Raw genomic sequence first — 20,628 nt, 5'->3', positions numbered from 1 at the left:
GGGGGTACGGATTTCAGGCTCACACCCAACCTCAAAATTTACGGAATTTGCAATAAAGCAGAACGAATGCGCTTTATCGTGTAGGGCTTTCGCAAGCTCGTGGTCGTCAGTTTTCCCGATTTGGATACTTGGCTTTAGCGTGACGCTCTCGAAATAGCCGCTACCATTTGTATTTTCGATCATTCGACCTGTGGCATTGTCTACGTATTCCGACACAGTAATTCCGGCATTGGCGCACAGATGCAGATACCAAAGCATGTGGCATGCAGAGAGTGAGCTTAGCAACAGCTCTTCCGGGTTATAACGGGACGAATCGCCTAGAAATGCCGGATCTGACGATCCGAATATTGTCGGTTTGCTACCGCACGTAATTTCGTGATCACGCGAGAAAGCCCGATTGTTCTTGGTACCTTCCCCTGAATTACCGGTCCAGACAACGGTAGCGGAATAATCGTGCTCACCTTTTTTCGACATCTATGATTTCCTCTTAAGACAAGGGTTCGCCTAACGTCCCCAAGCAGGGACATATTTTTGCGCTTTGAGCGCAGCGAAGCAAAAACATGTCCCACTGCCTTGGTTGGTTATGTGCTTTTCCTGTCTGCCGGATGATTGACTCCGTCATATACAGGAATACCATCAATTTTTAAAGGATTTATACCCTCTAAGCACGCGACGTTGAAGCCGTATTGCGAGGGGTTAGACCTCCTTTGATGGTGAGTGTAAATACCACAGTTACTACAGAAGTAGTGTCTCGCCGTTTTCGTATTGAACTGGTAAAGTCTTAGCGCGTCTTTCCCTTTTACTATCCGGATGCCCGAAAGTGGAATCGAAGCAACTATCGCACCTCGGCGCTGGCAGAGTGAACAATCGCATCTGCGGACGTCAACCAGCCCGTCCGGAAGGTCCAGTTCGATCTCGACGGACCCACAATGGCAAGTAGCTTTGTGCTTTGCTTTAATGGGGAAACCGTCGACTTCACTTAAATTTATCGCCATTCGTTAATCCTTGACATGCACGTAACGCCCTCTCACTGGTGACAAAGACGCAGGCAAGTTATTTTTCCGGCGCAGTCACTTGTTAACTGCCCTGTGCAAGGGCTACAGTAACGAATATTGGATTACTTTTGAGCCTGAATACCGCAGGTGCTGCACTTATTGCTTGAATTCAGGATACATAAACTCCTTAAACTATAGATAAAAAATATTAACCAAATTAAATAAACACGAATTAATTTAGGCACAATGAGCTACGGATTGTGGAAAACCCAGCAATACAAATTGCCGACATTATGCAAGCTGCAATAACTGGCACGGTAAAACCTACGCGAGCACCATAAACATCAATCACAGGGCCAGCAATAGCACTGCCGAGTGCAACTCCAATTCCTATTCCTGTTGTCATCCAAGTCAATCCTTCTGTTAGCTTTGGTGATGGAATGATGATAGTGCCAACATTAATCACGATAACCATAGTTGGAGCAAAAGAAATCCCGGCTATAAAAAGAGCGAGAGTAAGAGTATAGATGTTTGTTGAGAATATCGGTATCAATGCTGAAACTGATGACAAAAGAATACCGATTAAGAACTGTTTTTCAATCGGATATTTAATTTTTACGGCCCCAAAAGCAAGCCCTGCTATCATAGAACCTAATGCATAGAATGCTAAGATGTAGCTAGCTGACGAGGGGGAACCTTGGGTCTCTGAAAATGCTACTACAGCCACGTCTATCGATCCACCGATAACTCCCATTGCCAACAATATAAGTACAATTAGCCGGATACCAGGCATTTTCAAAATGGATAGTTCGCTGCTGACATAACTCCTGACTACTTTAGGTTCTGTTTCTTTTTGAGAAAGAAAGAAAATAGTGCCTATAGCGAGCATAATTATGGCAGCTATAGGCCCAGCTGATGGGAATACCGCCGTACTTAGAGCAACCGCTAAAGCAGGGCCAATAATATAGACCATTTCCGTTATAACAGAATCTAAAGATAATGCAGTATGCAATAGCTGTTGTTGATCACGAAAAACATATGCCCAACGCGCTCTCATTAGAGCCGGTATACTAGGCATTACACCGGCCAAGATAGCAAAAAAGAAATAAAATGCCACTGGCATTCCGGTTTGCGCAGCAACAACAAGGGAGGTGAGCATTAAAACTGCAATTAATGTAACTAAAGGCAAAACCTTTGATTGTCCTTTCTTATCAATAACTTTAGAAACCTTAGGGGCAATAATCGCGTTAGCCAGTATAAAGGTTGATGCAACGGTGCCAGCAAGCCAATAACTGCCGTGTTGTTGAGACAGCATAGTAATCAGGCCCAATCCAATCATAGCTTGTGGCAAGCGTGCTATTAGGCCGGCCAACACCATTCCGTTTACGCCAGGTGTAACCATTAATTCACGATAATAGTTCGTCATAAGCGCTAATTCCCATGGTCGCAAAATTTGTAGTACTCTTTATGAGAAACTATACCTTTTTTTCTAGAAGTCCAGCTTCCGGAAAAAAATATCCAAGAGTCAGATCATGGCTGTCATGTAGCGAAGTTAGCTTCGCTTTCTATGCTGTCTTCTAAGTAGCCGCCTTATTTTACCAATCCCGCTAGGGAATTAGACATAACGAAATGCAAACCCCGGATCCACATCATTGAAGTATGGGTAAGAATGTACCTCGTTCAAAATAAGGTACTGTTCGTTCAAAAACCAATCCATCTGGTGAAAGCTTCAAGTCCCTAAAATCTAAAAATTCTTTACTCAAACTATATTGAGCTTTAAAAACTGCTTCTTTCATTGAAAATGATTTTTAATATTTTTAAATCAGGAGTACCGTTAACATGATAAAGCTCGTCTGTGGTCGCAATTGAAATGCAATGGCTATTTTCAAGCGGCAACATATATTCCATATCGACACCTATGGCGCGATATCTAAAGGCCGAAGTTACTACGGCAATACATACATTACTTATATGTGAAATACTACCAATAGTATTGGCAGGCCAAACGGGTGCACGATCATCTCCCATGGGGATTGCTATAGAGGGGAAACCTAATTGTGCTAAAGCTGAACGAGCTGCAGAACTCAATGAGATTCGCACCTCCATCCGTATTCGTGGGATGAGCATCCGAACCGAGGTCATAAATTTGGTTTAGGCCACGTGCCGGTGCAAAAAGGTGTTTTCTCTTTGGGGTCAATAGCTCGTTGGTTGCCTTAATCTGGTACCGCTTCGCGGTACTTTCGCGGGTGCCTCATCTGCTCGTTCCTCGCAGATTCGTTACCACGCGCTACAAGGCTGCCTTCTTACGATTCAGCAACACCGGTAGCATTAGCATTCATCGCGCGCTGAAGCGCATTCCCACAATGCGTGCAGGTTAGGCGCTGTTGCGCTGGCCTTCCTTTGCAAATCCGATTAGCCTGCTAATTCACTATTAAGGGTTTGGCATGCAAGAAACGACTCCTCGGCAGCGCTTGGCGGGCGTGCTGATTCTGCTTGGTTTGATCGCACAGATTATTGGTTTTACTGGCTGGTTGGGCACCGCAAACGCGGTGAGCTATTTGCTGTGGGCGGCGGTTGTGTTGCTGTGGCGGGATATTCCTAAGCGGTCGCGTATTCAGGCAGGTGTGTTGATTGCGCTGGGTGTGGGCATGCTGGTAGTGGCCCGGTTTGTTTACGGCGCGAAGGTGGATTGGCCTGCGATGTTGCAGGGCAATTCGTTTGTGGCGGCGATGCTGGTGGGCGTTAGCTTTATTTCGCTAATTGGCAAGCAAGGTAATAAGGGCGCTTCGGGTAGCCGAGTAACGGGCGCGGGGGGTATTTTGCGCACTTGGCTGGGGGTGCACTTTCTGGGTACGATTTTAAATCTCTCTACCGTGTTTATGGTCGGCGATAAGCTGGCCCGCCAAGGGCCACTCACCACACCGCAGTTGCTTGCGCTTAACCGTGGGCTTACCAGTGCGGCGCTGTGGTCACCCTTTTTTGCGGCCATGGGTGTGGTTATCGCGTTAGTTCCTGACGTCGAGTATGCCCAAGTGGCCTTGGTGGGCTTTCCTATGGCCATGCTGTCCGGGCTATTAACCACCCATGAGCTACGGCGACGGTTTGATCTCAGCGAGGTGGCAGGGTTTTCGTTAGCGCCACGTAGCCTGTTGATGCCCGTGGGTATGGCGGCGCTGGTGATGTTGTTTCACTTTGTGATCACCCCTGCCCTTACCATCGTCAGTATTATTACCTTTCTACTGCCCAGTGTGGCAGTGCTGAGTAACTTACCCAATGGGCCCCAATTCACGCTGCGGCGCATTCTTCAGCACACCACCAACCGGCTACCTGCGATGCGTGGGGAGGTTTCGCTATTTTTGGCGGCGGGCTTATTAACCATTGGCCTTTCGACACTGGTAAGCGCGGCGGCAGGCAGTGATTGGACGCTATTCACCCGCTTCGGCACGCCTCAGGCAATGCTAAGCTTTGCGGCGATTACGTTGAGCGCACTGGTAGGCTTACATCCCATTATTGGTGTCTCTGTGCTGGCCTCGATACTCAACCTACAGAATGGCGAACAAACGCTATTCGCGTTCGTGGCATTAAGCGCTTGGGCGGTGGGTACCAGCGTGGGACCGCTTTCCGGGGTCAATCTTTCGCTGCAGGGGCGCTACGGGGTGAGCGGCTACCGTATGATGAAGAATAACCTACTCTACGCGGCGGTGATGAGCCTGCTCTCGCTGGGAGCGATCGCAGGCATTAGTTTATTGATCAGCTGATGGATCAGGTCTCAACGATTTTGCTGGGAAAGCGGTAGAAATAGCGATGGCCACACTGATGGCAGGGTTCCAGGCGGGCAACAGACGGCAGCATTACCTGAGCATCGCAGTGGGTGCAGGCCATTAAGCCGGGGGCGGCCATTTCGCCTTCGCAGTAGTCGGCGCGGGCGGCTTCTAAATCTTCCTCAAAGCGTTCGCGCTCGACCACGCTGCGGTCGGCAATCGACAGGAGCGATTCCGCCACGCGGCGGGAAAGGTGGTCAATGTCGATGCCCAGCCAGCTCGCCACTTGCTTGCCGGTATCCGCCATGTAGTAGCGCATGTCTTTTAGGTCGCGCTCGACCCAGGCGCGCAGCAGGGCTAGCTCGTCTTTGGTGAACTCTTCCAGCTCCGATTCAAACTCAACCGCCTCGTCCAAATCCTTCTGCAAATTTTCCCAGGTTAGCTCGTTAGCGCCCCCCTGCATCCGCTCCAACAAACGTTCATAGCCTTCGCGTAGGCGATTGTCATTGGCTTGTTCACTCATGGTCCCTCTCCTTTTGTCGACGCATGCGGTTTCCTATCACCGGCTTACCGTTCAAGGATACACCTGCATAGGATACAATCGACCTCACTATTCTGACAGATGTAATCTAACATTCACTTTGCGCCCGCATGGGCGAATACGCCAAGGCATTAAAATACCGATGGACGCACATTATAGCCCTCGTGAAATTGAACGCGAAGCCCAGCAGTACTGGGACAAACATCAGTGCTTCAAAGCAGTAGAAGACGCCAACCGCGAAAAGTTTTACTGCCTTTCCATGTTCCCCTACCCCAGCGGTAAGCTGCACATGGGCCACGTGCGCAACTACACGATCGGCGACGTTGTCTCGCGTTTCCAGCGCATGCAGGGAAAAAATGTGATGCAGCCCATGGGCTGGGATGCCTTCGGTATGCCGGCGGAAAACGCCGCGATCCAGAATCAGGTGCCGCCCGCCAAGTGGACCTACCAAAACATCGACTACATGCGCAATCAGTTGAAGGCGCTGGGCTTTGCCTACGACTGGAGCCGCGAGTTCGCCACCTGTGATACCAGCTACTACCGCTGGGAACAGTGGTTCTTCACCAAGCTGGTCGACAAAGGCTTGGTGTATAAGAAGATGTCCACGGTGAACTGGGACCCGGTTGATCAAACCGTTCTCGCCAATGAGCAGGTGATCGAAGGCCGCGGCTGGCGCTCCGGCGCGCTGGTTGAGCGTAAAGAGATTCCGCTGTGGTTCCTGAAGATTACCGATTACGCCGATGAGCTACTGGCCGACCTGGATAAAGTGGAGTGGCCCGAGCAGGTCAAAACCATGCAGCGCAACTGGATTGGCAAATCCCGCGGCGTTGAACTGACCTTTGATGTCAAAGGGGCTGATGGCCAAGTCAACGAGCCGCTAGCGGTCTACACCACTCGCCCGGATACGCTACTCGGCGTGACCTATGTGGCGGTGGCCGCTGGCCACCCGCTAGCCAAGCAGGCGGCTGAGCAAAACAGTGAGCTGGCGGCATTTTGCGACGAGTGCGCCAGGGGCGGTACTTCGGAAGCCGAGATGGCTACCAAAGAGAAAAAAGGCATGCTCACCGGCCATGTGGCGGTTCACCCGCTGACCGGCGATGAAGTGCCCGTCTATGTGGCGAATTTCGTGCTAATGGAATTCGGTACCGGCGCGGTGATGGCAGTGCCCGGCCACGACCAGCGCGATTGGGAGTTTGCCACCAAATACGATATTCCCATCAAAGCAGTGATTGCCGATGAGAGCGGTAAACCTGCTGACGTTTCTGAAGCGGCCTACGCCGAATACGGCACCGTGGTCAATTCCGGCGAGTTCGATGGCCTGAGCTTTGAGCAAGCCTTTGATGCCATTGCCGCTAAGCTGGCGGAACTTGGCCGTGGTGAAGTCAAAATCAACTACCGCCTGCGCGATTGGGGCGTTGCCCGCCAGCGCTACTGGGGCGCACCGATTCCGGTCAAATACGGCCCGGAAGGTCAAACCGTACCGCTCACCGATGACGAGCTGCCGGTATCGCTGCCCATGGAAGTCACCGTTGACGCCTCGGGCTCGCCGCTGAAAAAGATGCCGGCGTTCTCTGACCTGGGCGACGGCTGGACCCGCGAAACCGATACCTTCGACACCTTTATGGAGTCGTCCTGGTACTACGCGCGCTTCTGCTGTGCGGATAATCACGATGCCATGCTGGATGAGCGCGCTAATTACTGGTTGCCGGTGGACCTTTACATTGGCGGTATCGAGCATGCCATTCTGCATCTGCTGTATGCGCGCTTCTTTCACAAGCTGATGCGCGACTTCGGCCTGGTAGACTCAGATGAGCCTTTCCAGCAGTTGCTGACCCAGGGCATGGTCATCGCTGAAACCTTCTTCCGCCCTACCGATAACGGCGGTAAGCAGTGGTTCAACCCTGCCGATGTAGAAGTGAAGCGCGACGAAAAAGGCCGCCCGCTGAGCGCTATTTTGATGAGCGACGGCGAGCCGGTGGAAATGGGCGGCATCGAGAAGATGTCCAAGTCGAAAAACAACGGCGTTGACCCGCAGTCGATGATCGACAAGTTCGGTGCCGATACCGTGCGCCTGTTTATGATGTTTGCCGCCCCGCCCGAGCAATCGTTAGAGTGGTCGGATTCCGGCGTTGAAGGCGCCCACCGCTTCTTGAAGCGCCTGTGGCGTCAGGTCAATGAGCACTTGGCGGCGGGCACCCCCGGAACGCTGGATATCAGCGCGCTCAATGACGACCAGAAAACGCTGCGGCGTAAAACCCACGAGACCATCAAGAAAGCCAGCGACGACATCGGCCGCCGCACCACCTTCAACACCGCCATTGCCGCGGTGATGGAGCTCTCCAACGCCATTGGCAAGTTCGACGATAGCTCTGAGCTTGGCCTGGCGGTGAGTCGAGAAGCGCTAGAAGCCTGCGTACTGCTGCTCTCGCCGATTACGCCGCACCTGTGCCATAGTCTCTGGGAGGCGCTTGGCTACAGCGGCCCAGCGATTGAGGCGACCTGGCCGGTAGTGGATGAGGTCGCCCTTGCCCGCGACAGCATTGAGTTGGTGGTGCAGGTTAACGGTAAGCTTCGCGCGCGCCTTGAAGTACCCGCCAGTGCCGATAAAGCAGCTATTGAAAAAATGGCGATGGCGCACGAAAACGTTCAGCGTTTCCTTGAGGGTAATACCGTGCGTAAAGTGATCGTGGTACCGGGTAAATTGGTCAACATTGTGGTGAGCGGATGAAGCCATCTCATCACCTTACTCGTCGGCATTTTTTAGCCACTAGCATCGCCGCCACCGCGGCGGTGGTGCTCAGCGGCTGCGGCTTTCATTTGCGCGGCCAGGCATCGCTGCCTACCCTGCCCACGCTTTCGCTTGAGGGTGATACCAACAGCGCCGTCGCCCAGCAGGTCGCTACCCGGCTTCAACAGCTGGATACTCAGGTAGTCCCCGGTGCACCGTGGCGAGTCACCCTGGGCACACCCCTTTTAAACGAGCGCCGCTTAGGCGGCGATGGCCGGGCAAGCCGGGAACACGAACTAACGCTTAGCACGACCCTTTCAGTGCAAGAGCGGGCCTCTAACGCCTATTACCTTAATAACGTGACTATCGAAACGAATACACGTATCCGGGTCAGCGACGATGACCTGCTTAACCGCGAAACGCTGATGAGGGAAGCCGAACAGGCGCTTTCGCGTCAACTGTCTCAGCGCATCATCGAGCGCCTAGCCAACGTTGAGGGCATGCAGTGAAGGTGTTTGCTGATCAGCTACCCGCTGCATTGGCAAAAAAGCTGCCGCGTGTGGTGATCGTGGCGGGGGATGAACCTTTGCAGCATCGCGACGCCTGCGATGCGGTAAGGGCCGCCGCCCGCCAGGCTGGTGTCGAAGAGCGCGAAGTGCTGGATGTCGAGGCCAATTTTGCCTGGGGCCGCTTGATGGAGATGTCGAGCAATCTTTCACTGTTTGCGACCAGCAAACTGATGGAGCTGCGCTTAGGCAATCACAAGCTAGGCCAAGAAGGCAGTAAAGCCTTGGCGCAGTACGCCGAGACCCTGGATAACAGCGATGACGTGCTGCTTATCAGTATGGGCAAGCTAGACGCCAAGCAGCAAAAAAGCGCCTGGTTTAAAACCCTCGATAAGCATGGCCTGTTTGTACCGGTTTGGCCGGTAGATGCTTCGCGTCTGGGCTATTGGTTGCGCGATCGTGCCTCGCTGCACGGCGTACAAATTGACTTGGATGCGGCCCGCCTGCTGGGTGAACGCACCGAAGGCAATCTGTTGGCCGCTGACCAGGAACTGCAAAAGCTGGCGCTGATTCACCCCCAAGGCACGCGCTTGAACGTTGAGAGCATCGCCCAGGGCGTGGAAGACAGTACCCGCTTTGATGTTTTCAATTTGGCTGATGCTTGTCTGAAAGGCGAACCTAGCCGCGCTTCGCGCATCGTCAACGGGCTGCGCAGCGAAGGTGTCGAGGCGCCTATTGTGCTGTGGGCGCTTAGCCGTGAGCTACGCACCCTGCTCTCGCTGCATCAGCACCTGGATCAAGGGCAGAGCTTTGAACACGCCTGCAAAACCCAAAAGCCAATGATTTTTGATAAGCGCCGTCCGGCTTACCAGAAAGCCATTGGCCGCCTGCCCATGAAGCGACTGCATAAATTGCTATTAATGGCCCAGCGTCTCGATTTAGCGGTTAAGGGCGCAGCCGCGGTGCCGCTATGGCCAGGTCTACACGATTTAGCCATGACCATGGCTGGGGGCCGGGGGCTACTTTCCGAAAGCGCCTGGACCTATCGCATTAGTGCAAACAATTAGCACTTTGTAAATTGGACTTAAAAAACACACCATTTGTTTCTATACTCCTAGTTCATGCAGTTACAATGCGTGTAAATATAGTTCAGGCAAGCATAGCCCATGCAAGAATAGTGCATGCCAATATAGTTCAGGCCATAAAAGCTTGTTCCACCCCGACTAGTCTATAAGGAAGAAGACGATGAAAACATTGCGTGCTTACCTCTCGACCCTGCTCATTACGGCGCTGATTATCACCAGCTTACCCGTTGCTGCAGCCCCCACTACCGACCACTCAATGGATTTAGTCTCTACCCAATCTGTTTTGGCAGAAGATAATGCTGGCGCAGATCGCGAGCGTATCAACGCAATTTTGGCTCGCGCCGATGTGCAAGACCAGCTGCTAAAACAGGGTGTTGATTTAGACGAAGTCGATGCCCGCGTGGCGGCACTGAGCGATGCTGAAGCCCAGCAAATGGCCGAACAGCTTGAAATGATGCCTGCCGGTGCTGGCGGTGGTGTCATCGGGGCTCTGTTTGCGGTATTTATCATTCTGCTGATTACCGATATTCTTGGCCTAACCGACGTCTATCCGTTTACCCGTTAATATATAGGTAGCACATGTCTCCTAGGTTTTTAATAACATGTTTTTGAATAACATGCTGACGAACGCCCGCTTTGCGGGCGTTTTTATTTTGCTGCTACTGCTTAGCGCCTGTGCGCGAAACCCGGTATTGCTGCAAAGTACCTATCAAGCCCTGCCGCCCCATACTGAAATCACCAGCGTTCCGTTTTACGCCCAAACGGAATTCCAGTGCGGCCCGGCAACGCTTGCCATGGTACTCAATCATCAAGGGGTCGACACCGACGTTGAAGAACTGATACCCCAGGTGTTCTTGCCCGAGCGCGATGGTAGCGTACAGCCTGAGATGCTAGCCACGGTGCGGCGCTATGAGCACCTCGCCTATCCTATTCGCGGCACAATGGATGCGCTACTCGGTCATTTGGCAGCGGGCGACCCGGTGGTCGTCATGCAGAATTTATCGCTGCCGATTTTTCCAATGTGGCATTACGCCGTCGCCATCGGCTACGACCTACCCAATAAAACACTTATTCTGCGTAGCGGTGAGATTGAACGTCATACCATGTCATTTAGCCGTTTCGATGCCACCTGGGCACGCACCGAACGCTGGGGCTTTGTGGTGGCCAAGCCGGGCACATTGCCTGCGCGCATTACCGCCCGCAACGCCTTAGAAGCGATTAGCGCCTACGAAGAGACCCAAGGCCCGCGCGCCACGCTTTCCAGCTGGCAAGCCTTTGTAGCGCGCCATCCTAGTAACGCTATGGGGCAGTTCGCCCTGGGTAACGCTCTTTACGCCGACCAGCAACCAGATGCAGCGCGTAAGGCTTTTAGACGAGCCACCGAGCTAGATCCAACGATGGGTGCTGCCTGGCTAAACCTCGGCCTAGTATTGGCTAAGCTTGAAGCGTTGGAAGCCGCTATTGATGCGTTGACTCAGGCAGCTTCGCTCGAGGGGAGCTGGCAACAACAGGCACGCTTAGCGTTAGAGGCGTTAAAATAATTCTAAATAGACTTTTAATATCAATCACTCAACAAAAATATCAAACAGTAAAAGGACAAGTGTGATCCTGCAATTAGTAAAGACGAGGGATAGCTGACAGCCAGCATGAATGCTTAAGTTGCGTAAGGACAGAGCCTTCAAACAGTCCATGGAATTACCTGACCATTTGATGGGAGAGGTGCCATGCACCACAAGCCTTCGCAACGTAAGCGCTTTAACGCTGACCGTTTTTATGCTTCCCGCGTGCCCCGACTGAGTCAACAAGCCTTAGTGGGCAACGCCCTTACGATCAGTGCGTTAACCGCGTTGCGATGATCATTCATCGGTGGTTTGGCCACTGGCGCCTAGCGTCATTCGTTGCCGTCATTCTAATGGTGCTCACGGCCACTCTTGGCAGCTATGTGTATAACGTATGCCAGAGAGCCAGTACCGACTACACTCCGTTGATCAGTGATATTGTGCTGGCGCAGCAGGCAACACCGCAGCTGCAGGCAGCGCTTGAGGAAGGCAGCCGCCAGCCCAACAGCCAATACATTGACTATATTGCTTATTTTATTTCACTTTCCGAGCAACATTTAAATAATATACACACAAGCATTGAAGACTACCGTTACCTCATCCCGAAAGTTGACCATCTAGACAGTCATTTTGACGAGCTAAATAGCCATCTTGCGCGTTTAAACCAACAGGTCACAGAAGCCCAACAGCACCCTGAGCTTATTGAACCACTACAGCGCGGTGCGATGATGATCGGCAGCCGTCAAGCTTGGCTGTACACCCAACTGCTTGATGAAGTTCATGGCGTCGCTCAACAACAACGCTCATTGATGCAGCGCTTCTCCATTGCCGTTAGTGTGCTACTGGGGTTGGTGGCCAGCGCAGCTGTGATTTTGTGTATGATGGTTGTTAACTTGCACCGGCAGCGCAACTTAATGCAAAAGCTGGTGCTAACCGATGCGTTAACAGGGCTTTATAACCGGCGTCATCTGGGTGATGTAGCGTTTGCGGCACTCACCCAGGCAAAGCGTCATAAAACCCCGCTCAGCCTTTTGCTGATAGACATTGATCACTTCAAGCATATCAACGACAGCTATGGACACCCCGTCGGCGATGAGGTGCTACGTCAGCTTAGTGACCGATTGCGATATCTCAGCCGCCCATCGGATACGTTGGCAAGAATTGGTGGCGAGGAATTTTGTTTATTAATGCCCGATACGCATACCCACGACGCCTTACAAGCAGCTGACCGGCTGCGCCGCGAGGTCGAAAAGATGGCCATTAACGGTCACGCTTTGGCGAATAATTTGACCATCAGCATTGGTGTCACCACCAGCACCGCTGGCGAACATAACTTCGAGAGGCTCTACTGTTTAGCGGACAAGGCACTTTATCAAGCCAAAGCAAACGGGCGAAACCGAGTCGAAAGCCTACTACCTGTCGTCAACCCACCTTGCTCGGACCAGCCTCAGAAAACCTACTTTCCTCAACTAATGAGCCAAACCACTGACCCTTAGCCACCAAATAAACGGCCACTAAAACACGCGATTTAAACCGTTTTGCGCCGCAACACGATAGGCTTCGGCCATGGTGGGGTAGTTAAAGGTGGTATTGACGAAATACTTAAGCGTATTGGCATCGCCCTGCTGCTGCATGATCGCTTGGCCGATATGCAAAATCTCAGACGCTTGGTCACCGAAACAGTGAATGCCGAGTATCTCCAGTGTGTCTTGGTGGAAGAGAATTTTAAGCATCCCTACGGTGTCACCGGTAATTTGCGCCCGTGCGGTATCTTTAAAAAAGGCTTTGCCCACTTCGTAGGGCACTTTTGCTTCTGTGAGCTCGCGCTCGTTGGGTCCGAAAGAGCTAATCTCGGGAATGGTATAAATTCCCGTGGGCACATCGCTGACAAAGCGATAGGCTTTGTCGAGCAACTCATTACACGAGTTTAGCCCCTGGTCATAGGCCGCACTGGCTAAACTTGGCCAGCCAATCACATCCCCCGCCGCGTAAACGTGTGGCACGTTGGTGCGGTAGTGCTCATCGACGCTTAGTTGGCCACGACCGTTGGCGGTTAAACCGATGTTTTCCAGGCCCAGGCTGTCGGTATTACCGGTACGGCCATTGGCCCATAAAAACGCATCGGCGCGAATTTTCTTACCCGATTTAAGGCGCACCACGACGCCTGATTCATCGCCTTCAACGCTCTCGTATTCTTCATGGTGGCGCACCAATACACCGTGCTTACGCAGGTGATACGAAAGCGCATCGCTGATCTCAGCGTCCAGAAACGACAGCAGACTATCGCGGTTATTAATCAGATCAACCTTGACGCCCAAGCCCGAAAATATCGACGCATACTCGCAACCAATCACACCCGCCCCAAAGATCACCAAGGTGCGCGGGGTATGCGAAAGGCTTAAAATCGTATCAGAGCAATAAATCCGCGGGTGACGGAAGTTGATATCCGCCGGGCGATAGGGGCGCGAGCCGGTGGCTATCACGATTTTCTCAGCCACCAGCTCTTCCATGCCTTCCTGACGGTCACGCACCACCAAAGTGTGTTCGTCTTTGAACCGGGCAACGCCATGGAATAGATCGATACGGTTTCGCGCATAAAACGTGGTGCGCATCTCGACCTGCTTGTCGATGGTCCCGCGTGAACGCTCCATCACCTTGGGAAACGAAAACCAGCGCGGCTCACCAATATCGCGGAACATACGGTTGGTATTGAACGCCATGATCTGCTTGACTTGGTGGCGTAACGCTTTAGACGGGATGGTGCCCCAATGAGTGCAGTTGCCGCCTACCTGCGCCTGCTTCTCAATAATCGCCACACGCTTGCCATGCTTTGCAGCATTAATGGCGGCGCTTTCACCGGCAGGTCCGGTACCGATTACCACGACATCGTAATTGTGAACCGCCATACTCGCTGAGTCTCCCTATTCTTCGTGTACGCTCTACTAGCGGCGGGTTGCGTTGTAGCCCAGGTCAGCACCGCGGCTCTCGTCGCTGCGACGGCGAACGCTGCTGCCGCGCTTACGATTTTCTTCTTCGCAGACGTCATCTTTACCGCCGCAAATATCGCAGCCGTCTTTCATGCCAATTTGATTCAAACCACCGCAAGAACCGGCAATCGGTTTGCGGCCCATAATGACGCCAACCGCCATCACACCCATAATCAGCGCCATAAAGCCAAATACCAGTAGCCAAATCGCCATCTCAACCTCCCAACCTATTGCTTAGCTTATTTATCTGCCTTACCTGACGACAACAGCCGTGCGGATAAGTGCCTCACGGTTTTTTATACTAAGCCGATTATACCTCAGCGGGCCTGTTGTTATCAGCGAATGAGCACCTAAAAAAACGGGGCCAGCCAAAAGGCCAGCCCCGCTTACAGCAAGTATCAACTCAGCACTAACTTTTAACCACCGAAATCATCCAACAGGATATTTTCTGGCTCAACGCCCATATCAAGCAGCAGCTTAATCACGGAGGCGTTCATCATCGGCGGTCCACACATGTAATACTCGCAATCTTCAGGCGCTGGGTGGTTCTTCAGATAGTCTTCGTACAACACGTTATGGATAAAGCCGGTGGGACCTTCCCAGTTATCTTCCGGCTGCGGATCAGAAAGCGCCAAGTGCCACTCAAAGTTGGGGAACTCTTCAGCTAGCTGGTCGTAATCTTCGTTGTAGAAGGTTTCACGCCAGGAGCGCGCGCCGTACCAGAAGGATATCTTGCGATCGGTCTTCAAGCGTTTGAGCTGATCGAAGATATGGCTACGCATCGGCGCCATCCCTGCACCGCCACCGATAAAGATCATTTCGGCGTCGGTGTCACGGGCGAAGAACTCGCCGAACGGCCCCATCACAGTGACCTTGTCGCCAGGTTTAAGACTGAAGACGTACGTCGACATCAAGCCGGGCGGGTGGTTAGTGCCGGGAGGCGGCGTGGCGATACGAATATTGAACTTGAGGATACCCTTCTCATCCGGGTAGTTCGCCATGGAGTAAGCGCGAATGACTTCCTCATCGTTTTTATGGGAAATTTTGAACATATCAAATTTTTCCCAATCACCCCGATACTCTTCCTCGATATCAAAGTCAGAGAACTTGACATCGTAAGGCGGTGCGACAAGCTGCACATAGCCACCGGCGCGGAAAGCGACTTCTTCACCCTCAGGCAGTTTCAAGTTCAACTCTTTGATAAAAGTGGCAACGTTGGGGTTGGCAATCACCTCCGTTTCCCACTTTTTCACTCCAAAGACTTCTTCAGGCACTTCTACCTTCATGTCCTGTTTTACAGGCACCTGACAAGAGAGGCGCCAGCCCTCTTTCTTCTCACGCATGGTGAAGTGCGATTCTTCGGTGGGCAGAATGGAGCCACCACCTTCTTCTACCCGGCACTTACACTGAGCACAAGAGCCACCGCCACCACAGGCAGATGATAGGAAGATGCCGTTAGCGGCAAGCGTATTCAGCAGCTTGCCACCGGCTTGCGTACTTAAGGTATGCTCAGGGTCGCCGTTGACCTCAATGGTCACGTCCCCGCTACTCACTAGCTTACTGCGCGCTGCCAGAATGATCGCCGTTAAGCTAATAACGATGACCGTGAACATGACAACACCGAGCAAGATGACTGTTGTATCAACCATGTCGGTTTCCTATTGCTGGAGGTTTTGGATAACCCAACGACGTACGCTTGGCGCCGTTGGGAAAAACCGGCTCCGATTAAAGCTGAATGCCCGAGAAGGACATAAAGCCCAACGACATCAGACCCACGGTAATGAACGTAATGCCCAGCCCTTGCAGGCCGCCCGGTACATCGCTGTACTTCAGTTTTTCACGAATACCTGCCAGCGCAGCAATTGCCAGCGCCCAACCAGTGCCCGCACCGAAGCCATAGACGACGGCTTCACCGAAGTTGTAGCTACGCTCAACCATAAACAGTACGCCACCCAGGATAGCGCAGTTAACGGTGATCAGCGGAAGGAACACCCCTAGCGCGTTATAAAGCGCCGGTACGTACTTATCAAGGAACATCTCCATGATTTGTACCAGCGCCGCAATAACACCGATGTAAGAGAGTAGCCCAAGGAAGGACAGGTCAATATTTTCCGCGCCGCTAATACCCGTCCAGGTCAACGCGCCTTCCTGGAGCAAGTAGGTGAAAACTAGGTTGTTGACCGGCACCGTAACGGTGAGCACCACAATGACCGCAATACCTAGGCCAATCGCCGAGGAAACCTTTTTGGACACTGCCAAGAAGGTACACATTCCCAGGAAGAAGGCCAGCGCCATGTTTTCAACAAACACCGAGGCAACAAAAAGACTCAGATAATGTTCCATGTTACACGGCCTCCTTGGGTTTGGTATTTTCCTTCATTTTGAATTCATTACTCTCTACCTGCTCAGGGTTAACCGAACGTAGCACCCAGATCAGTAGGCCGATAATGAAAAACGCCGAAGGTGGCAACAGCAGCAAACCGTTGGGAACGTACCAGCCACCGTTTTGCACGGTTTGAAGAATAGTGAACCCAAATACGCTACCAGAACCCAGCAGCTCACGGACAAAACCAACAACCATTAATACGAAGCCATAGCCCAGGCCATTACCGATACCGTCTAAAAAAGACATGCCCGGGGTATTGGACATCGCAAAACCTTCGGCACGCCCCATGACGATGCAGTTGGTAATGATTAGGCCCACGAAAACTGAAAGCTGCTTCGACATCTCATAGGCATAGGCTTTGAGTATTTGATCCACCACGATAACCAGCGAGGCGATAATGGTCATTTGCACGATGATACGAATCGAAGAAGGAATATGATTCCGGATCAACGATACGAACAGGTTCGATAATGCCGTTACGAAAATAACCGCCAACGCCATCACCAGCGAGACGCTCATGCTGGTGGTGACCGCCAGTGCCGAACAGATCCCCAATATTTGCAGTGCAATGGGGTTGTTCTTAAAAATCGGCGCCGTTAAAACGCCTTTTGCATTTACGTCCGCCATGATCAGGCCCCCTCAACGTCTTCGAAGTCGGTATCGGTCTCTGCGGCGTCTTCCGGCTCAGTACCGCTGCGGAATTTTGCCAAATAGGGACCAAATGCTTCTTCGCTCAACCAGAACTGCAGCATGTTGGTCACGCCGTTACTGGTTAGCGTAGCGCCAGATAGCGCATCTACTTCGTATTCGCTGCTAGCACCGCCTTTGGTCAGGTGAATTTCCGGTGAGAGGTCGCCCTCTTCATCGTAAATTTTCTTCCCTTCCCATTGGGCTTGCCAGCGCGGATTGTTAACTTCAGCGCCTAGACCCGGCGTTTCGCTGTGCTCATAGTAGGTAATACTGACGATCGTATTGCCATCGCCTTCTACGGCCAGGAAGCCACGCATTAGCCCCCATAGACCTTGACCACGAATAGGTAGCACGATCTGTTCAGGGTCGCCTTCACCGCCAATCAAGTAAACCGTGGCATAGTTTTCGACTCGTGATAAGCCGGCGATGTCCTGATCGCCAGAGAGCGTGCGACCCGAGGCTGGGTCACGGGCAGCTTCAAAGCTGTCGTAGGTATCGGGGTCAAACTCATCGGAGTACTCGCCCGTATCCAGATTAACGACGCGAGCAGTAATCTCGTCGCTAAACACCGCCTCAACGTCCATGCCCGGCTCGTAAAGCTTGGCAACGTTTAAGATATTGGTTTTACGATCAAGCTCCTGGTTAAGCTGCTGGGCGGGCCGCAACGCGACCGCCGCCGTCGAGACAATGACGGAGCACACAATACACAGTGCAAACGCCACGATCAGGACTTTTTTGATCGAATTATTACCTTGTGCCATTAGGCAGTCTCCTCGGCCGGTACGCCGGTACGCTTGACGCGGCGTTTAATGTTGGCCTGGACGAAGAAATGGTCAATCAGCGGTGCGAACAGGTTAGCAAACAGAATTGCCAACATGACGCCTTCCGGGAATGCCGGGTTAACCACGCGAATCAAGACGGTCATTACGCCAATCAATGCCCCAAACACCAGACGGCCTTGGTTGGTCATTGACGCTGACACAGGGTCTGTGGCCATAAACACCATGCCAAAAGCGAAACCACCAATCACCAGGTGCCAATACCATGGCATGGCAAACATCGGGTTGGAGTCCGAGGCGATCAGATTAAACAGCGTGCTGGTCACCACCATGCCGAGAAAGACGCCCAGCATGATCCGCCACGAAGCAATCCCCGTCCACAGCAAGACGGCAGCACCAACCAAGATCGCCAGCGTAGAAACCTCGCCTACTGAGCCAGGGACAAAGCCTAAGAAAGCATCCCACCAGCTAAAGGTATTCGTCAGCGCGGTCATGCCGTCTTGGAATGCCATAGACAGCGCCGTTGCGCCGCTATAGCCGTCGGCGGCCACCCAGACCGAATCACCAGAAATTTGCGCTGGATAAGCAAAGTAAAGGAAAGCACGCCCGGTAAGCGCCGGGTTTAAGAAGTTCTTGCCCGTGCCGCCAAAAATCTCTTTACCGATCACCACGCCGAAGGTAATACCCAGCGCGACCTGCCAGAGCGGAATGGTCGCAGGCAGGATCAACGCGAACAGCACCGAGGTCACGAAGAAACCTTCGTTAACTTCGTGACCACGCTTGATCGCAAACAGCACTTCCCAGAAGCCACCCACCACAAAGGTAACCAGATAAATCGGTAGGAAGTAAGTAGCCCCGAGGACAAAGTTCGCCCAAAAGCTGCTGGGGTCGTGCCCGCCTGCCAGCGTCATCGTAATCGCTTCGCGCCAGCCACCCATGGAGGCGTAGCCCGCATCAATGGCGGTGTTAGCCTGCCAGCCAGCGTTCCACATACCGAATAGCATCGCCGGGAAGGTACACATCCACATGGTAATCATGATGCGTTTAAGATCGATACCGTCACGCACGTGAGCGGTGGTTTTAGCAACGCTCGGTGGCGAGTAAAAAATGGTATCGACCGCTTCAAAAAGGGGATAGAACTTTTCGTACTTTCCGCCTTTATGGAAGTGCGGCTCGATATTTTGAAGTGTCTGTTGGATTCCCATCATCAGGCCTCTTTCTCGATCATGGTGAGATTGTCACGCAGGATAGGACCGTATTCGTATTTGCCAGGGCAAACGTACGTACACAGCGCCAGATCCTCTTCGTCCAGCTCCAAACACCCAAGCTGCATGGCAACCTCAATGTCGCCCACAATCAACGAACGCAGTAGCTGGGTCGGCATAATATCCAGCGGCATTATCTTCTCGTAGGCCCCTACCGGCACCATAGCACGCTCTGAGCCGTTGGTAGAGGTCGTCGGCGCATAGTTATGCAGCCCTTTAATCTTGGAGATATAAATCCCCAAGACCGAGTGCTTATTAGCGCCGGGCGACAACCAACCCATGAAAGAGCGCTTATTGCCCTCTTCAATCAAGCTAATTTGGTTATTGAAGCGGCCTAGGTATGTCAGCTTGCCTTCAGCGGCAAAGCCAGCAAAGACAGAGCCTGAAATCACCCGGGTGTCTTCGGGTTTGATGACAGCGCCGTCGAGTAGTTCATCCATGCTGGCACCGATACGGGTACGCACCAAGCGCGGATTTTCGGCGCGCGGCCCACCGATGGCGACAACGCGGCTCATATCCAGCTTGCCTTCCACAAACAGCTTACCGAACGCCATAACGTCCTGATAGCCGATGTGCCACACTTTTTTGTGCAGTGCGACCGGCGAAAGATAGTGAATATGCGTGCCGACCAGACCGGCTGGATGCGGCCCAGCGAAGCTTTCAGCTTTCACGCCATCGACATCGCCGCCCGGAATCGAGGCATTTTCACCCGTGCACAGGAAGACGTTGCCCTCGGTAAGGCGCGCTAACACCTTGAGGCCATCTTCGAATGCCTGCGGCTGCTCATTGATGATCAAGGCAGGGTCAGGGCTCAGCGGGTGGGTATCGATGGCGGTCACAAAAATATCCGCCGGGGTGCTATCAATGGCCGGTGTGCGTGAGAAGGGACGGGTACGTAAAGCGGTCCAGAGTCCCGACTCGACCAGCTGGTCAACCACCACCTGACGTTCAAGCTTAACTAGCGCGTTACGGTCGTGAGCAGCGAATTCAACCGCTTCCTCAGTCTCGTCGACTTTGATCACAACAGATAGTAAACGACGTTTTTCGCCACGGTTTATTGCAAGCACTTCACCGGCAGCAGGCGCTGTATAGCGCACGCCATCAATCTTCTTATCGGTGAAGAGCAATTGGCCTAGTTTGACCTTATCCCCTTCCTGAACTTCCATGGTTGGCTTCATGCCAACGTAGTCAGTACCCAGGATTGCCACGTGGCGCACAGGCCGCGCATCTTCAATACGCTGCTCAGGCGCTCCCGTGATGGGGAGATCCAGGCCTTTTTTGACTTCGATCATAGTCTCGCCCAGTTGTTGGATCGGATATACGAAGGTAAGGGGTTCGAATGCTTA

20 protein-coding genes are annotated in these 20,628 nt (G+C 52.7%); 7 read left to right on the top strand and 13 right to left on the bottom strand.

All coding sequences use genetic code 11. From position 1 onward, the window contains the following. The 4 genes from HVA01_RS15390 to HVA01_RS15375 all read right to left on the bottom strand — a co-directional run. Nucleotides 1–474: OsmC family protein (locus tag HVA01_RS15390; RefSeq protein ID WP_146876292.1), on the bottom strand; the 474-nt coding region annotated here is incomplete at its 3' end. A gap of 107 nt (nt 475–581) precedes the next feature. After that, on the bottom strand, nt 582–995 hold the full coding sequence (locus HVA01_RS15385; RefSeq protein WP_146876291.1) for a GFA family protein: 414 nt from the start codon (nt 993–995) through the stop codon (nt 582–584). 232 nt (nt 996–1,227) lie between these two features. Continuing rightward, nucleotides 1,228–2,421, bottom strand: coding sequence for an MFS transporter (locus HVA01_RS15380; RefSeq protein WP_146876290.1), 1,194 nt, complete (start codon nt 2,419–2,421; stop codon nt 1,228–1,230). Nucleotides 2,422–2,771: 350 nt separating this feature from the next. Beyond that, nucleotides 2,772–3,083 carry a hypothetical protein gene (locus HVA01_RS15375; protein ID WP_146876289.1) on the bottom strand — a complete coding sequence of 104 codons (312 nt, stop codon included), beginning with the start codon at nt 3,081–3,083 and terminating at the stop codon, nt 2,772–2,774. 356 nt (nt 3,084–3,439) lie between these two features. On the opposite strand from HVA01_RS15375, the gene HVA01_RS15370 reads away from it, so the two are divergent. After that, nucleotides 3,440–4,753 (top strand): hypothetical protein, encoded by a 1,314-nt coding sequence (locus HVA01_RS15370; RefSeq protein ID WP_146876288.1) that lies wholly within the window; start codon nt 3,440–3,442, stop codon nt 4,751–4,753. Between the two features lie 4 nt (nt 4,754–4,757). On the opposite strand, the gene HVA01_RS15365 is transcribed toward HVA01_RS15370, so the two are convergent. Beyond that, nucleotides 4,758–5,279 (bottom strand): zinc ribbon-containing protein, encoded by a 522-nt coding sequence (locus HVA01_RS15365; RefSeq protein WP_146876287.1) that lies wholly within the window; start codon nt 5,277–5,279, stop codon nt 4,758–4,760. Between the two features lie 160 nt (nt 5,280–5,439). Here HVA01_RS15365 and leuS point away from each other — a divergent pair, with 160 nt between their 5' ends. From leuS to HVA01_RS17785, 6 genes are all read left to right on the top strand, one after another. Beyond that, nucleotides 5,440–8,025 carry a leucine--tRNA ligase gene (leuS, locus tag HVA01_RS15360; RefSeq protein ID WP_146876286.1) on the top strand — a complete coding sequence of 862 codons (2,586 nt, stop codon included), beginning with the start codon at nt 5,440–5,442 and terminating at the stop codon, nt 8,023–8,025. After that, nucleotides 8,022–8,534, top strand: coding sequence for an LPS-assembly lipoprotein LptE (locus HVA01_RS15355; RefSeq protein ID WP_146876285.1), 513 nt, complete (start codon nt 8,022–8,024; stop codon nt 8,532–8,534). The genes leuS and HVA01_RS15355 overlap by 4 nt, the downstream gene beginning before the upstream one ends. After that, nucleotides 8,531–9,598 carry a DNA polymerase III subunit delta gene (gene holA, locus HVA01_RS15350; RefSeq protein WP_146876284.1) on the top strand — a complete coding sequence of 356 codons (1,068 nt, stop codon included), beginning with the start codon at nt 8,531–8,533 and terminating at the stop codon, nt 9,596–9,598. Before HVA01_RS15355 ends, holA begins: the two co-directional genes overlap by 4 nt. A 178-nt stretch (nt 9,599–9,776) precedes the next feature. Then, nucleotides 9,777–10,181 (top strand): PA2779 family protein, encoded by a 405-nt coding sequence (locus HVA01_RS15345; RefSeq protein ID WP_146876283.1) that lies wholly within the window; start codon nt 9,777–9,779, stop codon nt 10,179–10,181. Between the two features lie 37 nt (nt 10,182–10,218). Then, nucleotides 10,219–11,157: a PA2778 family cysteine peptidase gene (locus tag HVA01_RS15340; RefSeq protein ID WP_246129671.1), complete on the top strand. Its 939-nt coding sequence runs from the start codon at nt 10,219–10,221 to the stop codon at nt 11,155–11,157. A gap of 311 nt (nt 11,158–11,468) precedes the next feature. Beyond that, nucleotides 11,469–12,671 (top strand): GGDEF domain-containing protein, encoded by a 1,203-nt coding sequence (locus HVA01_RS17785; protein ID WP_146876282.1) that lies wholly within the window; start codon nt 11,469–11,471, stop codon nt 12,669–12,671. An 18-nt stretch (nt 12,672–12,689) separates the two neighbouring features. On the opposite strand, the gene sthA is transcribed toward HVA01_RS17785, so the two are convergent. The 8 genes from sthA to HVA01_RS15295 all read right to left on the bottom strand — a co-directional run bounded on the left by sthA (nt 12,690) and on the right by HVA01_RS15295 (nt 20,574). Further along, the gene (sthA, locus tag HVA01_RS15330) at nt 12,690–14,081 is read right to left on the bottom strand and encodes a Si-specific NAD(P)(+) transhydrogenase (protein WP_146876281.1); all 1,392 of its coding nucleotides are present in this window, start codon (nt 14,079–14,081) and stop codon (nt 12,690–12,692) included. Nucleotides 14,082–14,117: 36 nt separating this feature from the next. Beyond that, nucleotides 14,118–14,375: a (Na+)-NQR maturation NqrM gene (gene nqrM / locus HVA01_RS15325; RefSeq protein WP_146876280.1), complete on the bottom strand. Its 258-nt coding sequence runs from the start codon at nt 14,373–14,375 to the stop codon at nt 14,118–14,120. 203 nt (nt 14,376–14,578) lie between these two features. After that, nucleotides 14,579–15,811, bottom strand: a complete 1,233-nt coding sequence (nqrF, locus tag HVA01_RS15320; protein WP_146876279.1) for an NADH:ubiquinone reductase (Na(+)-transporting) subunit F — start codon at nt 15,809–15,811, stop codon at nt 14,579–14,581. A 76-nt stretch (nt 15,812–15,887) separates the two neighbouring features. Then, a complete protein-coding gene (gene nqrE, locus HVA01_RS15315; protein WP_146876278.1) occupies nt 15,888–16,505 on the bottom strand; it encodes an NADH:ubiquinone reductase (Na(+)-transporting) subunit E in 618 nt (205 codons plus the stop codon). Between the two features lies 1 nt (nt 16,506). Further along, entirely contained in the window at nt 16,507–17,175 is a 669-nt protein-coding gene (locus tag HVA01_RS15310; protein ID WP_146876277.1) for an NADH:ubiquinone reductase (Na(+)-transporting) subunit D, read from the bottom strand. A 2-nt stretch (nt 17,176–17,177) separates the two neighbouring features. Continuing rightward, on the bottom strand, nt 17,178–17,999 hold the full coding sequence (locus HVA01_RS15305) for a Na(+)-translocating NADH-quinone reductase subunit C (protein WP_146876276.1): 822 nt from the start codon (nt 17,997–17,999) through the stop codon (nt 17,178–17,180). Next, nucleotides 17,999–19,225 (bottom strand): NADH:ubiquinone reductase (Na(+)-transporting) subunit B, encoded by a 1,227-nt coding sequence (locus tag HVA01_RS15300; RefSeq protein WP_146876275.1) that lies wholly within the window; start codon nt 19,223–19,225, stop codon nt 17,999–18,001. Before HVA01_RS15300 ends, HVA01_RS15305 begins: the two co-directional genes overlap by 1 nt. After that, nucleotides 19,225–20,574, bottom strand: a complete 1,350-nt coding sequence (locus HVA01_RS15295) for a Na(+)-translocating NADH-quinone reductase subunit A (RefSeq protein ID WP_146876274.1) — start codon at nt 20,572–20,574, stop codon at nt 19,225–19,227. The genes HVA01_RS15300 and HVA01_RS15295 overlap by 1 nt, the downstream gene beginning before the upstream one ends. Nucleotides 20,575–20,628: the final 54 nt, after the last annotated feature.

The organism is Halovibrio variabilis, from assembly GCF_007991175.1.
In the GTDB taxonomy this organism is placed as follows: Bacteria; Pseudomonadota; Gammaproteobacteria; order Pseudomonadales; family Halomonadaceae; genus Vreelandella; species Vreelandella variabilis.
The sequence above is the reverse complement of the archived record's forward strand: the minus strand, read 5'-3'. Positions and strand labels throughout refer to the sequence as shown.

Excerpts from the sequence above, each read along its gene's own strand:
- HVA01_RS15340 (WP_246129671.1), top strand. The coding sequence starts at position 10,219 with ATGTTTTTGAATAACATGCTGACGAACGCCCGCTTTGCGGGCGTTTTT.
- leuS (WP_146876286.1), top strand. The coding sequence starts at position 5,440 with ATGGACGCACATTATAGCCCTCGTGAAATTGAACGCGAAGCCCAGCAG.
- nqrF (WP_146876279.1), bottom strand. The coding sequence starts at position 15,811 with ATGGTTGATACAACAGTCATCTTGCTCGGTGTTGTCATGTTCACGGTC.
- HVA01_RS15385 (WP_146876291.1), bottom strand. The coding sequence starts at position 995 with ATGGCGATAAATTTAAGTGAAGTCGACGGTTTCCCCATTAAAGCAAAG.
- HVA01_RS15380 (WP_146876290.1), bottom strand. The coding sequence starts at position 2,421 with ATGACGAACTATTATCGTGAATTAATGGTTACACCTGGCGTAAACGGA.
- sthA (WP_146876281.1), bottom strand. The coding sequence starts at position 14,081 with ATGGCGGTTCACAATTACGATGTCGTGGTAATCGGTACCGGACCTGCC.
- HVA01_RS15345 (WP_146876283.1), top strand. The coding sequence starts at position 9,777 with ATGAAAACATTGCGTGCTTACCTCTCGACCCTGCTCATTACGGCGCTG.
- HVA01_RS15305 (WP_146876276.1), bottom strand. The coding sequence starts at position 17,999 with ATGGCACAAGGTAATAATTCGATCAAAAAAGTCCTGATCGTGGCGTTT.
- HVA01_RS15355 (WP_146876285.1), top strand. The coding sequence starts at position 8,022 with ATGAAGCCATCTCATCACCTTACTCGTCGGCATTTTTTAGCCACTAGC.
- HVA01_RS15310 (WP_146876277.1), bottom strand. The coding sequence starts at position 17,175 with ATGGCGGACGTAAATGCAAAAGGCGTTTTAACGGCGCCGATTTTTAAG.
- HVA01_RS17785 (WP_146876282.1), top strand. The coding sequence starts at position 11,469 with ATGATCATTCATCGGTGGTTTGGCCACTGGCGCCTAGCGTCATTCGTT.
- HVA01_RS15295 (WP_146876274.1), bottom strand. The coding sequence starts at position 20,574 with ATGATCGAAGTCAAAAAAGGCCTGGATCTCCCCATCACGGGAGCGCCT.
- HVA01_RS15300 (WP_146876275.1), bottom strand. The coding sequence starts at position 19,225 with ATGATGGGAATCCAACAGACACTTCAAAATATCGAGCCGCACTTCCAT.
- HVA01_RS15370 (WP_146876288.1), top strand. The coding sequence starts at position 3,440 with ATGCAAGAAACGACTCCTCGGCAGCGCTTGGCGGGCGTGCTGATTCTG.
- nqrE (WP_146876278.1), bottom strand. The coding sequence starts at position 16,505 with ATGGAACATTATCTGAGTCTTTTTGTTGCCTCGGTGTTTGTTGAAAAC.
- nqrM (WP_146876280.1), bottom strand. The coding sequence starts at position 14,375 with ATGGCGATTTGGCTACTGGTATTTGGCTTTATGGCGCTGATTATGGGT.
- HVA01_RS15365 (WP_146876287.1), bottom strand. The coding sequence starts at position 5,279 with ATGAGTGAACAAGCCAATGACAATCGCCTACGCGAAGGCTATGAACGT.